The organism is Vibrio sp. B172a (assembly GCF_030248355.1).
Lineage (GTDB): Bacteria > Pseudomonadota > Gammaproteobacteria > Enterobacterales > Vibrionaceae > Vibrio > Vibrio owensii.
Genome location: NZ_JAHGAC010000017.1, coordinates 25362 through 41500 on the forward strand (window position 1 = coordinate 25362; position 16139 = coordinate 41500).

Sequence of the window (16139 nt, forward strand, 5' to 3'; positions counted from 1 at the left end):
CGGCGAAGTAAGTGCCGAGTTCTGTTGGAGTTCACAAAAATGGGGCTAATGATAACAACTTTATTGCTTTTCATACAGAGAGGAATTGGGGAAATTTATACTTTTTCGATTGAATGGAAATGTGGCTTGGTTTGCGTTTACTATTGCGTGCAGAGTAATGAGATAAATCGCCCCATAAGAGAGCCACAATGACGACTCAACTAGTTGAAAAACGCCTAGCGCCTGAATTGATGATCCAAGATCTGGATGCATTTATGGCGAAGATTGAAGAGCTTGCATCCCTGTTAAAACTGGATCTGAGCTTTGCTCAAGCTGACCATATTGCGCTGCGTATTAATGATACTGAAACAGCGAGAGCCGCACATGAAGCATGGAATCAATACGGTAAGGTGATTTCACAAGCGAAAATCAACGGTCGCCCGATTATTGTTATTGAATTCGACAAAGCGTTAGAAAGCCGTGGCTGGAAGATAGAGTGTCTGGAGTTGCCATACCCTGCGGAAGGCAAAATCTACCCAAGCGAAAGTTGGGAGCATGTGGAGTTCGTGATTCCATCTCATGCCGAAACCGCAGACGAGTTTCTTGCTGATTTGAAACACACTTACCCAACGTTTGGCGCGCGTTTTGACGAGTTGGAAGAGCTGGGTGTGAAGATCAAACTATCGAGCCCGAAAGGGGAAGGCGAGCGCTTGAACAACCCAACGGTGGCGTTTAAGTATCAAGGCATTTGTATCAAGCTGCACCCGCATTCACTCAAGCGTATTGTTGAGTCTGAGCAGGCTGAATAAGTTGGCTCTGAACAACTATAAAGAAGAAAGGGTTGCCAAATGAGCAACCCTTTCTTTTTTCAAATGCGGTGAACTTAAAGAATAACCGTCTTATTGCCGTAGACAAATACGTGGTCATTGATCACTTTATTCAAAGCCTTGCTCAATACGTTCTTCTCTACATCGCGACCTGCTTGCGCCATATCTTGTGCGCTGAACGTGTGATCCACTGGAATAACGTCCTGCTTGATGATTGGACCTTCATCCAAGTCATTTGTCACGAAGTGCGCCGTAGCACCGATGATCTTCACACCGCGGTCGTAAGCTTGTTGGTACGGTTTTGCACCGATAAACGCGGGTAAGAAGCTGTGGTGGATGTTGATGATCTTGTGACGGTATTTCTCTACGAAAGTCGGAGTGAGAACTCGCATGTACTTCGCAAGTACAAGGTAATCGGCATCGTATTGATCAATCACTTCAAGCATCTTCTGCTCGTGCTCTTCACGGCTAAGATCTTCGTGAGTGACGTGATGGTAAGGGATATCAAAACGCTCCGTGAGTGTTTGCAGTTTGTCGTAGTTACCAACAACCGCAGCAATTTCAACATCTAAGCTGCCATCGTAAGTCTTCATCAGAATATCACCCAGACAGTGCGCTTCTTTGGTTACTAGGATAACGATGCGTTTGCGGCGAGAGCTAATGAGTTTGCGTTTTGCGCCTTGTGGCAGTGCTTGGTCTAAATCGGCGAGTAGCGTTTGATCGTTGAAGTAACCCTCCAACTCGGTTCTCATGAAAAAGTGCCCACTGGTGTTATCAACAAACTCGTTATTATGAACGATATTCAGCTGATGCTTATAACAGATATTGGTGATTTTTGAGATCAAACCCGGTGCGTCAGAACAATGGGTTAACAGTGTTTTCTTTTCCATAAATCAGATACTTCCATGCATTATTTTTCTAGCGTACGAATAAAAGGGTCACGTCAGAAGCGTGAATCGTACTGCAATCTGACTTCATAAATAATCTATTCTCGGCGCGGTTTCAACAAATTATCCGCGCGATGCTAAAACCTAGTGCTTTTGTTGGCTGATGTTTACGCTCAACTCCTGATATACTCACGACAATTTTTCCAACCAGATGTCAGGCATGATCGCAAAAACATTCTCCTCTGAGGGCGCGTTAGGCAAAGCCATTCCGGGCTTTCAAGCTCGCCAGCCACAAATCGATATGGCAGAAGCTGTCAGCAGTGCGATCAAAGACCAAACTCAGCTGGTGGTTGAAGCCGGAACGGGAACGGGGAAGACCTTCGCTTACCTTGTGCCTGCGCTCTTGAGCGGCAAAAAAGTCATCATCAGTACCGGGTCGAAGAACCTACAAGAGCAGTTGTATCACCGCGACCTACCGTTGATGGTCAGTGCTTTGGGCTTTTATGGACAAGTCGCGCTACTAAAAGGTCGCTCCAACTACCTATGTTTGGATCGTCTTAGCCGACAAATGGTCGAGAGCCATACTAATGAAGCTGATCCAACACTGTTGACTCAATTGGTTAAAGTCCGTACTTGGTCGTCTGAAACCAAAACGGGCGATTTAGGGGATTGTGATGATCTGCCAGAAGACAGCATGATTATCCCGACCATTACTTCAACCAACGACAACTGTTTGGGTAAAGAGTGTCCGAGCTACACCGATTGTTTCGTCTTAAAAGCACGCAAACGCGCGATGGATTCAGACATTGTTGTCGTTAACCACCACTTGTTCCTTGCAGACCTTGCGATCAAAGAAACCGGCTTTGGTGAATTGATCCCAGAAGCTGACGTGTTTATCTTCGACGAAGCCCACCAGCTTCCAGACATTGCCAGTGAATACTTCGGACAATCGATCTCTAGCCGTCAAATCCAAGAGCTCGCTAAGGACATTGAGATTGCTTATCGCACAGAAGCAAAAGACATGCGCCAGCTACAAAAAGTCGGCGATAAGCTGATGCAAAGTGCGATGGATATGCGCATCGTACTGGGTGAGCCGGGCTTTCGTGGTAACTGGCGTGAAGCGCTGCAATCGGAATCGATAAAACGTGAATTAGTGCGTTTAACCGATAGCTTAGATTTGGCGATTGACGTATTGAAACTGGCGCTAGGTCGAAGCCAATTGCTGGATACTGCCTTTGAGCGTGCCAACTTGATCAAAGGGCGAATTGATCGCGTCTGTGATGTCGATATTACCGGTTACTCATACTGGTACGACACATCTCCCCGTCATTTTGCTCTGCACATTACGCCGCTATCGGTAGCGGATAAATTCCATGAGCAAATAGAAATCAAACAAGGCGCGTGGATTTTTACCTCAGCAACCCTAGCGGTTTCGGGTGACTTTAAACACTTTACCGACCGTCTTGGATTGAAGCCGAAGCAGCAGTTTTCGTTGCCATCTCCGTTCGATTACGAGAAGCAAGCGCGCCTATGTGTGCCTCGTTATTTACCAGAGCCAAATAGCCCAGGCTTAGCCGACAAACTGGTGCGAATGCTTGCGCCTGTAATTGAAGAAAACGACGGGCGTTGTTTCTTCCTGTGTACTTCGCACAGCATGATGCGTGAGCTTGGTGAACGCTTCCGTGAAGTACTGGATCTGCCTGTGCTAATGCAAGGTGAGATGAGCAAACAAAAGACCCTTACCGAGTTTATGGAACTGGGTAATGCACTGCTGGTGGCGACGGGTGCATTCTGGGAAGGGATCGATGTTAGAGGTGATGCGCTGAGCTGTGTTATCATCGACAAATTACCGTTTACTGCCCCTGATGATCCGCTACTCAAAGCCCGAATCGAAGATTGTCGATTACGTGGTGGTGAGCCGTTTGCAGAAGTGCAAATCCCGGATGCGGTTATCACGCTAAAGCAGGGCGTAGGACGTTTGATTCGAGACCAAAAAGACCATGGTGCCTTAATCATTTGCGACAACCGTTTGGTGACGCGTGATTATGGTGGCATCTTCCTCGGCAGTTTACCGCCAATCCCAAGAACACGGGATTTGGAACGAATCAAAACATTCCTAAAAACAGAACAACCTGCCGCAGGCTAATGCGCTGTGGCATCAATAAATTAAAGAAGAATTGTAGAGAGTTACATGAGCGCAAAAATTCTTGCTATCGATACGGCAACTGAGAACTGTTCAGTTGCGCTACTGGTTAATGACCGAGTGATTTCACGCAGTGAAGTGGCTCCTCGTGACCACACTAAGAAAGTACTGCCTATGGTAGACGAGGTACTGAAAGAAGCCGGTCTGACTCTACAAGATCTAGACGCATTGGCGTTTGGTCGTGGTCCGGGCAGCTTTACTGGCGTTCGTATCGGTATTGGTATCGCGCAAGGTTTGGCGTTCGGTGCTGACTTACCAATGATCGGTGTTTCAACGCTGGCTGCGATGGCACAAGCAAGCTACCGCCTACACGGTGCTACAAATGCTGCTGTTGCGATTGATGCGCGCATGGGTGAAGTTTACTGGGCACGTTACACTCGCCAAGAAAACGGTGAGTGGGCAGGTGTGGATGCAGAATGTGTTATTCCACCAGCGCGTCTAGCGGAAGAAGCACAAGCAGACGACAAAACGTGGACTAAAGCTGGTACTGGTTGGGATGCTTACCAAGAAGATCTTGGCAAACTTCCATTCAACGTCACCAGTGGTGATGTTCTTTACCCTGATTCACAAGACATTGTGATTCTTGCTGAGCAGGAACTTAAGAAAGGCAACACAGTCCCAGTAGAAGAATCTAGCCCGGTTTATCTGCGTGATAATGTGACGTGGAAGAAACTTCCGGGTCGCGAATAATCGGACTTTCAATGACATGACAAAGTGCAGGGCGTTTGCCCTGTATTTTTATGGAGCGTTATGGCGTCTATCAATGGTTTACCTCCCGCGTTAATACCGGGTGCAAATCGCACCAATAAAGTCGGTAAAAAAGGGCAGGTAAAGAAAACTCAAGATAAGCAGCCCGTTGGTCAACCTTCTAAGGTGGCGAACGCTGTCGCGCACTCCATTAAGCAAGTGGATGAGTCTCAGATTCATCGCGCTCAAGTGCAATATGATTTGCCCGAGGGTCATGCTCGCAAAGCAATGGAACAGTATATGGACGTCATGAATCGAGCGAAGAAAGAGGAACTTGCTCAGTTACTCGGTGTCGATATCTATGTGTAAAACAAAGAATTTATAGTGGGGGTTTATGAAACTTTCTGGACGTATTTTTCTGGTTATTATCGCAGCATTCGGGCTTTCTGCCTGTAGCTCTCTTCCTGAAGAGCTGAATGCAAGCACCGAGCAGGTTTTGACGGATTACAAAGCCTTTGCTGAAGACCAAGGACAGGCTGCTAATGATGTCCGTCTTGGTGGTGTTATCGCGAAAGTGGATAACTTGAAAGACCAAACGCGTCTGGAGATTGTAAACCTACCAATCAGCAAATCAGGCAAGCCGGACATCGACCAAGAACCAACGGGTCGCTTCGCGGTTTATTTTGATGGTTACTTAGAGCCAGTTGCTTTCAGTAAAGGTCGAATCATTACTGTAGTGGGTAAAGGTGCGGGCGAAGAAGAAGGCAAAATTGGTGAACACCAATACATCTTCCCAGTCATCAAAGGCGATGGTTACCGCTTATGGAAGATTGAAGAGCGCGTACGTATGTACGACACGCCAACCTATTACTACCCTTGTTACTCCATTAACTGCCGAATGTGGCGAAATGATTTCCCTCAAGACGGCAAGGTGATCAAGAAGGTTAAATAATCTGTGATGAATGAGCGCCTTTTCGAACTCCCAAATGGGAGCATGGCAGCCTTAGAAATCGGAAACGAAAAAACGACTGCTTGTTCAGTCGTTTTTCTTCATGGGTGGATGGATAACGCGGGCAGCTTCAAAACCTTGATGAAAGCTATCCATCACTGCAACCCTGATCTTCATTTACTAGCAATTGACCTATTTGGTCATGGCTTATCCAGTCATAAATCCTCAGACAATTACTACCCCTTCCACGACTACATTGCTGATTTACACCAATTATTGGATGAATTATCGCCAAACAGACTGGTGTTAGTAGGGCATTCACTAGGCGCTTTAATCGCAAGTTGCTATAGTGCTGCCTTTCCTGAACAGGTCGAAGCGTTAGTGCAAATTGAAGGAGCGGGTCCACTCGCAGAACAGCCTTCCAATAGCGTAAAACGACTGCGTGATGGCGTCCTTAACCGACAACGTCAACGCAACAAACCGGAGCGAGCTATCGCTTCTTTCGATCTGGCGTTAAAGCTACGCATGCAAGCGAATCACCTGACCACCGAGCAGTTGATGCCAATCGTAGAGCGCGGAACTGAATGTCGTGAGAACCAGTGGTTTTGGCGACACGATGCCAAATTAAAATGCGATTCTCTTTATCGCATGGCACAGGATCACGCGAACTCGATCACCAGCCAAATACGCTGTCCGCACCTAATCATATTGGGTGACAAAGGATTTCAGCATTTACAGTCTAACCAAGTCGATTGGGGCGAAAATCCACCGAAAGTGGTTTCTGTCGCGGGTGGGCATCATTGCCATTTAGAGCAAACACTCGAGGTCGCAAAGCGAATTCTTGGTGTAGTTAACAAAATTTAAACAAGTGTTTGAGAGTTACGTGCTCAAGCACGTTTGCTGTGCTGTAATAGTGCTCAAAATAAAAAGGACGCTATTTTTTAGCCAGTTATAAACGAGGAGTAACATCGTGGATAAACCATGGCTTTCACGTTATCCAAGTGACGTACCTGAAACCATTAATCCAGAGCAATATGAGTCTTTGGTAGAAATGTTCGAGCAGTCTGTTCAAAAATACGCAGACCAACCGGCATTCATGAACATGGGCTCGGTCATGACCTTCCGCAAATTGGAAGAGCGTAGCCGCGCATTCGCCGCATACCTACAAAACGAACTTAAGCTGAAGAAGGGCGACCGCGTTGCTCTTATGATGCCAAACCTGCTTCAATACCCTGTCGCGCTATTTGGTATTTTGCGTGCAGGCTGTATCGCTGTGAACGTGAACCCACTTTACACTCCTCGTGAGCTTGAGCACCAGCTAAACGATGCTGGCGCAACAGCGATCGTTATCGTTTCAAATTTCGCGAACACACTAGAGCAAATCGTAGAAAACACGCCAGTGAAACACGTGGTTCTGACCAGCCTTGGTCAAATGCTGCCACGTGCGAAAGGTACGCTTGTCGACTTCGTGGTTAAGTACGTGAAGGGCATGGTGCCTAAGTACGATCTACCGGGTGCAATCTCAATGCGTAAAGCGCTGCACAAAGGTCGTCGTCTTCAGTACGTGAAACCATTTATGTCTGGCGATGATATTGCATTCCTACAGTACACTGGTGGTACAACGGGCGTAGCGAAAGGCGCAATCCTGACGCACCGCAATATGATCGCTAATGTAATGCAGGCGAAAGGTGCTTATGGTCCAGTATTGTCTCCGGGTCGCGAGCTTGTTGTAACAGCGCTGCCGCTTTACCACGTATTCGCACTAACAGTGAACTGTCTACTGTTCGTTGAAATGGGTGGCAACAACCTGCTTATCACTAACCCGCGTGATATTCCGGGCTTTGTGAAAGAGCTACAAAAATACCAGTTCACTGCAATTACTGGCGTAAACACGCTGTTTAACGCGCTAGTGAACAATGAAGATTTCCATGAGCTAGATTTCAGCAACCTTCGCCTAGCAGTAGGTGGTGGTATGGCAGTGCAACGTGCCGTCGCTGAAAAATGGCAAAAGACCACAGGCTGTTACCTACTAGAAGGTTACGGTCTAACAGAATGTTCTCCATTGGTGGCGGCTTACCCGCACGACCTAGTGGAATACAACGGCTCTATCGGTCTGCCTGTGCCATCAACTGAAGTACGTATTGTTGATGAAGAAGGTAACCCACTAGCAAACACAGAGACCGGTGAGCTTCAAGTTCGCGGTCCTCAAGTGATGCAAGGTTACTGGCAGCGCCCAGAAGCGACTAAAGAAGTGATCAACGAAGACGGTTGGCTATCGACGGGTGACATCGTTAAGTTTGATGATGAAGGCTTCCTACACATCGTTGACCGTAAGAAAGACATGATTCTTGTGTCTGGCTTCAACGTTTACCCGAACGAAATCGAAGACGTGGTTGCTCTGCACGGTAAAGTGCTAGAAGTCGCGGCAATCGGTCAGCCTCATGAAGTGTCTGGCGAGCTGGTGAAGATCTACGTTGTAAAACGCGATCCAAGCCTAACCAAAGACGAAGTGATTGCACACTGTCGCCAACACCTAACTGGCTACAAAGTGCCGAAGTTGGTTGAGTTCCGTGAAGATCTACCGAAGACCAACGTAGGTAAGATCCTACGTCGCGTACTGCGTGAAGAAAACGACGCAGAGCTAGCGAAGAAGAGCGCATAAGCGGATTTCTTTGTGCAACAATCATTTATTGCCAAATAGTGTTAGAATGCCAGCGTTTTGCTGGCATTTTTTTATAGCGAGAAGCATGTGAACTATCAGATCATTACGAAAAACAAAGACCTAGAAGAAGTCTGCGCTCTAGCAAGAGAAGCCGACGTAGTTATGCTGGATACCGAATTCGTTCGAATCAGGACTTACTATCCGCAACTAGGTTTGATTCAGCTTTTCGATGGCAAACAACTTTCCCTTATCGACCCGACGGAACTGACGGACATGACGTCGTTCGTCGAGTTGCTAAAAGACACCTCAGTGCTAAAAGTACTGCACGCGTGTGGTGAAGATTTAGAAGTCTTCCAAAATGCCTTTGGCTGTACACCATTCCCAATGGTGGATACGCAGTTGATGGCGGCTTTCCTAGGTCACGGCCTGTCGACGGGCTTCGCTACGCTGGTGGAAGAATACCTAGGCGTCGAGCTAGACAAGAGCGAATCTCGCACCGACTGGATGGCGCGCCCACTGACTCAAAAGCAGCTTGATTACGCCGCGGCGGACGTGCACTACCTAATGCCTCTTTACGAGAAGCTATTAGATAAAGTGAACGAAGCAGGCTGGTGGGAGGCGGTTCAGCAAGAGAGCGACCTACTGGTATCAAAGCGTATTCGCAACGTAAACGAAGAAACCGTCTACCTAGACATCAAAGGTGCATGGCAACTAAGACCGGCTGAACTTGCGATTCTTAAGCCTTTAGCGACTTGGCGTTACCGCGAAGCGATCAAGCGCGACCTTGCATTGAACTTCATTTTTAAAGAGGGCGACTTGCTGACGGTGGCTCGCCTTGGGCTGACAAACTTTAAGAAGATGGAAGCGGAAGGCATCGACATTCGTGCGATTAACCGCCACGGCGCACGAATTGCGGCTATCGTGAAAAGTGCAAAGCAAACTCCTGTCGATGATTACCCAGCGAAAATTGAACGTTTGATGGATTACCCAGGCTACAAGCAGATCTTCAAGAACATGAAAGATGTGGTGAAGGTAGCATCGCAGAAATCAGGCTTGGCGACCGAGTTCTTGGCGTCTAAAAAGCAGATCAACCAAATCATCAGTTGGGTATGGAAGAAAGACCGCGACCCAGCGCGTCTACCGGATGTGATGCAAGGCTGGCGTCTTGAATTGCTCGGCGAGAAGATGAATAAGGTACTGAAGTAAGTACCAAATAAAAAAGGTTGGCACTATCGCCAACCTTTTTTGTAACACGCATTTGTTTTTTGTTTTGAGTGCTCATGTGCTTAGAGCGCTCAAGCAAAGTCGAAAAGTAATTACTTCTCGTCTTCTGGCAACTTCACGTTTAGCTCAAGAACCGAAATATCATCGTCCTTGTGTTCAAACGTCAAATCCACCATGTTTGGATCAATCGCAACGTATTTGCTGATCACCTTCAAGATGTCCTCTTTCAATTGAGGTAAGTAAGAAGGCGCAGGATCGTTCTGGCTACGACGCTCAGCAACGATGATCTGCAAACGCTCTTTGGCTAGATTCGCAGAAGTTTTCTTTTGTGGGCGGAAAAATTCTAGTAGTGACATGTCTAGCCTCCGAATAGTCGTTTAAAGAGTCCTTTCTTCTCCTCAGTAAGGAAACGAAATTCAACCTGATTGCCCAGTAGGCGATCTACCGTATCAGAGTAAGCCATGCCTGCGTCTGTGTTCTCGTCAAAGATCACTGGCACACCTTTGTTTGATGCATTCAGTACCGCTTGGCTTTCTGGAATCACGCCCAGTAGAGAAATGTGTAGGATCTCTTCTACGTCTTCAACGCTTAGCATCTCACCTTGTGTAACGCGAGATGGGTTGTAACGCGTAAGTAGTAGGTGCTGCTTAACTGGCTCAAGACCTTGCTCAGCACGTAGCGACTTAGAATCCAAAATACCTAGGATGCGGTCAGAGTCACGTACCGAAGACACTTCTGGGTTGGTCGTTACAATCGCTTCATCTGCGTAGTACAGCGCCATTAGAGCACCTTGCTCGATACCAGCTGGAGAGTCACAGATGATGAAGTCGAAGCCCATTTCATCCAACTCAGTGAACACACGTTGCACGCCATCTTTGGTTAGCGCGTCTTTATCACGTGTTTGAGAAGCTGGAAGAATGAATAGGTTATCTGTGCGCTTGTCTTTGATCATCGCTTGGTTAAGCGTTGCTTCACCGTTGATGACGTTAACAAAGTCATACACCACGCGGCGCTCACAGCCCATGATAAGATCGAGGTTACGCAAGCCGATATCAAAATCGATCACCGCAGTCTTTTTGCCCTTAAGAGCCAGACCAGAGGCGATGGCTGCGCTTGAAGTGGTTTTACCAACGCCACCTTTACCAGACGTTACTACAATAATGCGTGCCATTTTATTTCCTTTTTAGACTAAATCGTGAGTGTTTCTAGATGTAATGATTCTTCGGCTTTACTGATCATTACTTTCTTTTGCCAATACTCACTCTCAATTTGATCGCTCAACCAGTAATCTCCTGCAATGGAAACCAGTTCAGCTTGTAAATCGTGACAAATAATTCGTGCTTCTTGTTGGCCGCTCGCCCCAGCAATGGCGCGTCCACGTAGGGTGCCATGAATGTGGATAGAGCCATCAGCAATCACTTCTGCACCAGCGCTTACGTGTGCTAGTACAACCAAGTCACCGTCTTTGGCGTAAATCTGCTGACCAGAACGTACCGGTGTACGAATGATTTTGGTCGGCGCCATTTTCGCTGGTGCTTGAGTTGGAGATTTGCTCGCAGACATGATGGCGAAACCCGCTTCTGAGGCAAGGTTTTGAACGCGCTTATCTTTACAGCCAGTCACACCAACCGGAATAAACCCTGCATCGGCGATGCCTTGTTTAAGTGCGGTGAAATCAATATCGCCTTCTACTTTTGCTATATTGATAACCAGAGGTGCGGATGCGAAGAAAGAGGGTGCTTGAGAAACCTTTTCTTGCAAAAATTCGACAGTCTTAGCGATCTCGTTGTCAGAAAGGTGTAAAACTGACAATGTAAAACTGCTACCTTTAAGGTCAGGTGAATGGGTCATCGTGGACTTCTTGCCTTTATTGAAAGAGCGTTGCCTTAAACTAGGTCTGTCATGTTATATTTCATCCTTTAGCGCAGCAAGTTCTCAAGCGGGCAAATAAGTGAATTAATCTCAAATTTGCTATCAAGTTTGCGAGAATTTTACGTTTTCAACAAAATCCGCATTCAAAGCGGGTAAATCAGCACAAAAGGCTCGTCATGCTTTGTTCTATTTATAAAAGTTCCAGAAAAGAAGGCACTTATCTCTATATTCCGAAAAAGGATGATTTCTCACAGGTTCCTGACACGCTAATGCAGATGTTCGGTAAGCCTATGCCAGTGATGACAATCAAACTTGATGGTCGTACTTTGGCACAAGTTGATGTCGAGAAAGTGAAAGCGTCATTAATTAATGATGGTTTCTTCCTACAGGTTCCGCCTCCGCCGGAAAACCTACTAGAAAAATACAAAGAACAAAAAGCCCAGCAGAAAGGCGAATAACGTCACCGCTTTTCATCTGGGAATTCTGCCTCGCTCAAGGAGGGCGATATGAAAAAGATACTGGCAGCAATGCTCAGCGTTGGTATGTGCACTTCAGCCTTTGCAAGCAGCGATGGCTTTGATGAATACCTAAATAGATTGCGTGCAGAAGCGCGTGATAAAGGCATTTCCGAACAGGTGATCAGTGCCGCTTTTGCTGATGTGGAATACAAACCACGTGCAGTCAAAGCCGACCGTAACCAACCTGAGAAGAAACTGACGTTAGACGAATACATTCCGCGCGCGGTACCTGAGTGGAAGGTTAAGCAAGCGAAGCAACTGTATAAAGAGCACTACGCTGAGCTAAAACGTATTGGTGATGAGTTTGGCGTGCAGCCGCGCTTTATAGTTGCGCTATGGGGCGTAGAAAGTAACTTCGGTAAGTTCACTGGTAACTTCCGTGTGATCGACGCGTTGTCGACCATGGCGTTTGAAGGTCGTCGTGAAGAGTTCTTCCGTAAAGAAACCATGGCGGCACTACAAATCCTAGATGAAGGTCATATCGAGCTAGAGAACTTCAAAGGTTCTTGGGCTGGCGCGATGGGTCAATGTCAGTTTATGCCAAGCTCATTCCTACGCTTTGCTGCGGATGGTAACGGCGACGGCAAGAAAGACATCTGGCAATCAGAAGCGGACGTGTTTGCGTCTACTGCGAACTACCTAAGCAAATCTGGCTGGGATGATAAGTTCACTTGGGGTCGCCAGGTTAAAGTACCACACGGCATCGACCACAACCTGCAAGGTCGCGAAGCGGAAAAAGGTAAGTACTTGCAAGAGTGGAGCAAGCTTGGCATCACCAAATACGATGGCAGCCCACTTCCTAAGCTGGACGAAGACATCAAAGCTTGGCTGATCATGCCAGACGATGAGAACGGCCGTACTTACTTGGTGTACAACAACTACAATGTGTTGATGAAGTGGAACCGCTCTTACTACTTCGCACTGGCGGTAAGTCACTTAGCTGACCGCATCACATTCTAGGTTGAATGTATAAACGAATAAAAAGGGGCTCTTCGGAGCCCTTTGTTTTCTCTACTTGAAACGAGGTTTGCGTGTTATCTGAACGTGCTGCACAAATGGTGATCTTCTCAGCGTTGATCAAACACAAGAACTTTACCGCTGCGGCAAAGAGCCTAGGCGTGTCTGTTTCTCACGTTAGTAAACAGCTCAGCCAGTTGGAAGCTTCACTTGGTATCAAGCTTGTGCAACGCACCACGCGCAGCTTCACGCCAACCGAAGCGGGGCAAACCTTCTATCACCACTGTGAGCAAGTGGTGCAAGCCGTTAGCAGTGCCACGTTAGAGATGGAAAGCCAACGCGATGAAGTCGCCGGCTTGGTTCGTCTTGGCTTGTCGCAGTCTTTTGGCACGCTGCACATCATCCCTGCCATTCAAGAACTTCGTGAGAAATACCCTCAACTGCAAGTCGAAGTGCATTTGTTCGATTACAAAGTCGATATGCTCGAAGAAGGTTTGGATTTGTGGATCACCAACAATGAACACCTACCAGAAGGCTACATTGCTCAGCGCTTAGCGGATTGCCAATTCGTGGTTGCTGCATCGCCGGATTACCTACTCAAGTACGACACGCCAACCGAACCGAATGACTTGTCGCAGCACAACTGCCTTATTTACCGCAGTTGGGAGCGTGACTACACCAGTTGGGCGTTCACCAATCGCGAGCAAGAGCTCAACGTGAAAGTCTCTGGCAACTACTCAGTCGATTTGGCAGAAGCGGTGCGTGATGCGGCAATTGCAGGGTGGGGGATTGCTTACTTAGCAACGTACTTGCTGGGGGATGAATTCCGCTCAGGTAAACTGATTCAGCTTCTACCTGATTGGAAAGCCAGCCAATCCATGCCGTTTTATGCGGTGTACCCAAGTCGTCAGCATATGCCGAAAAAGATCTCAGCAGTGATCGAATTCATCAAACAGAAGATCGGATCGCCTTGCCATTGGGATCAGCGATTAGCGCCGTATATTTCGATTCCGAAGTAGGAAATACATAAGGTGATTTGAATCACAAAATTTTTCCAAATTCAGAAACATCTTTTCCATTTGGAAATAATAACTTTAGGCAAACGTTTATCTTTATTTAATTCAACGAGTTATTTTGTTGGTTAAAGAGTGAGCAGGCGAGATTCTCAGCCTGTTAACATCCCCAACTTGCAGCATTTCTTTCACTCTATACAATCCGACGCCTTTCCTGTTCCCCCTTTTGTCGGATTCATTTTATGAACTCAATTCTTGGTATCGTAGCCATCCTATTCGTAGCATGGCTGCTTTCGACTAACCGTAAGAACATTCGTCTACGAACGGTGTCTTTGGCTTTTGCTCTGCAAGTAATCTTCGCGCTATTGGTGCTGTATGTACCAGCGGGTAAAGAAGCGCTTAACACAGTAACTGGCGCGGTTTCTAACCTAATCAACTACGGTCAAGAGGGCATCGCGTTCCTATTTGGCAACCTAGCAACAGGTGGCTTTACCTTCGCGATTAACGTACTTGGTATCATCATCTTCTTCTCGGCACTGATTTCTGGTTTGTACCACATCGGTCTAATGCCAAAAGTGATCAACCTAATCGGTGGTGGTCTTCAGCGTTTGTTAGGTACAGGTCGTGCAGAATCGTTATCTGCAACAGCGAACATCTTCGTTGGTATGATTGAAGCGCCGCTAGTAGTAAAGCCATACCTGAAGCACATGAGTGATTCTCAGTTCTTCGCAGTAATGACAGGTGGTTTGGCATCGGTTGCTGGTGGCACGCTAGTAGGTTACGCATCACTGGGTGTGGATCTTAACTTCCTAATCGCGGCAGCATTCATGTCAGCGCCTGCGGGTCTTCTGATGGCAAAAATCATGATGCCAGAGACAGACACCACAACACCAGATATCGACCTAGACCAAGTAGAAATGCCACGCGCAACCAACGTGGTTGAAGCAATGGCAGACGGCGCAATGTCTGGTTTACGCATCGCAGTGGCGGTAGGTGCAACCCTATTGGCGTTCGTGAGTGTTATCGCGATGCTAAACGGCATTCTAGGCTGGTTCGGCGGTCTATTCGGTATGGAACTGAGCTTCGAGCTAGTACTTGGCTACCTATTCGCACCAATCGCATGGTTGCTAGGTATTCCTTGGAATGAAGCTATCGTGGCTGGCTCACTGATCGGTAACAAGATTGTGGTAAACGAGTTCGTAGCCTTCATCCAACTGATGGAAGTGAAGTCTCAGCTAAGCGCACACTCACAAGCTATCGTAACCTTCGCACTGTGTGGTTTCGCGAACATCTCAACCATGGCAATGCTGATTGGTGGTCTAGGCTCACTAGTACCAGAGAAGCGTTCATTCATCTCTAAATATGGCTTCCGTGCAATCGCAGCAGGCGTAATGGCAAACCTGATGAGTGCATCAATCGCTGGCGTGATTTTGAGTTTGTAACAGAACCCCTCCCTAACCCTCCCCTTAGAAAGGGGAGGGGACTAGACCTGAGTGCGCTGGTTGTGAAGCGCCAATCGACAGTTAATATAATGTCTGTGGCGATCGTATTAGTTGAATCGGTCTCTTTCTTGTCCTCTCCATTTTCAAGGGAGGTTAGAGGGGGTTGTTGCTCCGAACTAAATCCGGTTTCGGTATTTGGATAAGTTAGAAGACCAAAAGCGATCTCAGCCCGATCCTCCCCATTTTCAAGGGGGAGTTAGAGGGGGTTGTTGCTCTGAACTAAATCCGGTTTAGGTATTTGAATAAGTCAACAGACTAAAAGCGATCTCAGTCCGGTCCTCCCCATTTTTAAGGGGGAGTTAGAGGGGGTTACTGCTCCGAACTAAATTGAATAACCTTTCCAAAACAGACTCGGTTTGCTTCATCACTTCTTCGTTGGTAAATCGCAGAACCTTAATCCCCAATGCTTCCATGAATGTATCCCTCATTGCATCTCTCTCTTTTCCCTCATTAGAGAAGTGGCTATCGCCATCAATCTCAATAACTAAGTTCAATTCCGCACAATAGAAGTCAACAATATAGCGACCAATGCCATGTTGCCGTCTAAACTTTACGCCAAGCTGTTTACGTCTGATTCTTTGCCAGAGTACCTCTTCAGGTTTTGGCATATTTGCACGTAACTGACTCCTGATTTGCTTTTGGTACTTTAAGTTAAAAGTTCGTTGTGGCACTGGTGCTTCCTTTGCGTTCTTAACCCCTCCCTAACCCTCCCCTTAGAAAGGGGAGGGGACTAGACCAGAGTGCGCTTAGTGTGAAGCACCAGTCGGCAATTAATATGATGTGCGCTGTGATTTCATAGGTAAAAGCGATCTCAGCCCAGCCCTCCCCATTTTCAAGGGGAGTTAGAGGGGCTTATTAC

The 16139-nt window shown here is 47.1% G+C and carries 17 protein-coding genes; 12 read left to right on the forward strand and 5 right to left on the reverse strand.

Translation table 11 applies throughout. The features are described 5' to 3' along the window. The first annotated feature begins 188 nt into the window (after positions 1–188). Positions 189–788 carry a VOC family protein gene (locus KIT90_RS16800; RefSeq protein WP_285377661.1) on the forward strand — a complete coding sequence of 200 codons (600 nt, stop codon included), beginning with the start codon at positions 189–191 and terminating at the stop codon, positions 786–788. 74 nt (positions 789–862) lie between these two features. Here KIT90_RS16800 and purU read toward each other — a convergent pair whose 3' ends face one another. Further along, positions 863–1696: a formyltetrahydrofolate deformylase gene (purU, locus tag KIT90_RS16805; RefSeq protein ID WP_005428723.1), complete on the reverse strand. Its 834-nt coding sequence runs from the start codon at positions 1694–1696 to the stop codon at positions 863–865. Positions 1697–1913: 217 nt separating this feature from the next. Between purU and KIT90_RS16810 the strand changes: the two genes are divergently transcribed. From KIT90_RS16810 to rnd, 7 genes are all read left to right on the forward strand, one after another. Then, the gene (locus tag KIT90_RS16810; RefSeq protein ID WP_285377663.1) at positions 1914–3839 is read left to right on the forward strand and encodes an ATP-dependent DNA helicase; all 1926 of its coding nucleotides are present in this window, start codon (positions 1914–1916) and stop codon (positions 3837–3839) included. A gap of 45 nt (positions 3840–3884) precedes the next feature. Beyond that, the gene (gene tsaB, locus KIT90_RS16815; protein WP_009707199.1) at positions 3885–4586 is read left to right on the forward strand and encodes a tRNA (adenosine(37)-N6)-threonylcarbamoyltransferase complex dimerization subunit type 1 TsaB; all 702 of its coding nucleotides are present in this window, start codon (positions 3885–3887) and stop codon (positions 4584–4586) included. 60 nt (positions 4587–4646) lie between these two features. After that, positions 4647–4952: a hypothetical protein gene (locus tag KIT90_RS16820; protein ID WP_010645556.1), complete on the forward strand. Its 306-nt coding sequence runs from the start codon at positions 4647–4649 to the stop codon at positions 4950–4952. Positions 4953–4977: 25 nt separating this feature from the next. Next, complete coding sequence (locus KIT90_RS16825) at positions 4978–5535, forward strand: Slp family lipoprotein (protein ID WP_005437007.1); 558 nt, start codon at positions 4978–4980, stop codon at positions 5533–5535. Between the two features lie 6 nt (positions 5536–5541). Further along, positions 5542–6396: an alpha/beta fold hydrolase gene (locus tag KIT90_RS16830; protein WP_285377667.1), complete on the forward strand. Its 855-nt coding sequence runs from the start codon at positions 5542–5544 to the stop codon at positions 6394–6396. Positions 6397–6502: 106 nt separating this feature from the next. Then, positions 6503–8194 (forward strand): long-chain-fatty-acid--CoA ligase FadD, encoded by a 1692-nt coding sequence (fadD, locus tag KIT90_RS16835; RefSeq protein WP_005437015.1) that lies wholly within the window; start codon positions 6503–6505, stop codon positions 8192–8194. Between the two features lie 87 nt (positions 8195–8281). Then, positions 8282–9400 carry a ribonuclease D gene (gene rnd / locus KIT90_RS16840; RefSeq protein ID WP_285377669.1) on the forward strand — a complete coding sequence of 373 codons (1119 nt, stop codon included), beginning with the start codon at positions 8282–8284 and terminating at the stop codon, positions 9398–9400. A gap of 110 nt (positions 9401–9510) precedes the next feature. On the opposite strand, the gene minE is transcribed toward rnd, so the two are convergent. From minE to minC, 3 genes are read right to left on the reverse strand one after another with little or no spacing between them, the layout of a single operon-like run. After that, a complete protein-coding gene (gene minE, locus KIT90_RS16845; RefSeq protein WP_005437690.1) occupies positions 9511–9774 on the reverse strand; it encodes a cell division topological specificity factor MinE in 264 nt (87 codons plus the stop codon). A gap of 2 nt (positions 9775–9776) precedes the next feature. Further along, positions 9777–10589: a septum site-determining protein MinD gene (gene minD, locus KIT90_RS16850; RefSeq protein ID WP_005437688.1), complete on the reverse strand. Its 813-nt coding sequence runs from the start codon at positions 10587–10589 to the stop codon at positions 9777–9779. 17 nt (positions 10590–10606) lie between these two features. Further along, on the reverse strand, positions 10607–11269 hold the full coding sequence (gene minC, locus KIT90_RS16855; protein WP_285377670.1) for a septum site-determining protein MinC: 663 nt from the start codon (positions 11267–11269) through the stop codon (positions 10607–10609). Between the two features lie 197 nt (positions 11270–11466). Here minC and KIT90_RS16860 point away from each other — a divergent pair, with 197 nt between their 5' ends. From KIT90_RS16860 to KIT90_RS16875, 4 genes are all read left to right on the forward strand, one after another. Beyond that, entirely contained in the window at positions 11467–11748 is a 282-nt protein-coding gene (locus tag KIT90_RS16860) for a YcgL domain-containing protein (RefSeq protein ID WP_012127285.1), read from the forward strand. Between the two features lie 48 nt (positions 11749–11796). Next, positions 11797–12768: a lytic transglycosylase domain-containing protein gene (locus KIT90_RS16865; protein WP_285377672.1), complete on the forward strand. Its 972-nt coding sequence runs from the start codon at positions 11797–11799 to the stop codon at positions 12766–12768. Between the two features lie 71 nt (positions 12769–12839). Further along, the gene (locus KIT90_RS16870) at positions 12840–13784 is read left to right on the forward strand and encodes a LysR family transcriptional regulator (RefSeq protein ID WP_038893276.1); all 945 of its coding nucleotides are present in this window, start codon (positions 12840–12842) and stop codon (positions 13782–13784) included. A gap of 236 nt (positions 13785–14020) precedes the next feature. Beyond that, positions 14021–15220 (forward strand): NupC/NupG family nucleoside CNT transporter, encoded by a 1200-nt coding sequence (locus tag KIT90_RS16875; protein ID WP_285377674.1) that lies wholly within the window; start codon positions 14021–14023, stop codon positions 15218–15220. A 359-nt stretch (positions 15221–15579) separates the two neighbouring features. On the opposite strand, the gene KIT90_RS16880 is transcribed toward KIT90_RS16875, so the two are convergent. Then, on the reverse strand, positions 15580–15951 hold the full coding sequence (locus KIT90_RS16880) for an endonuclease domain-containing protein (protein ID WP_285377676.1): 372 nt from the start codon (positions 15949–15951) through the stop codon (positions 15580–15582). Positions 15952–16139 lie beyond the last annotated feature (188 nt).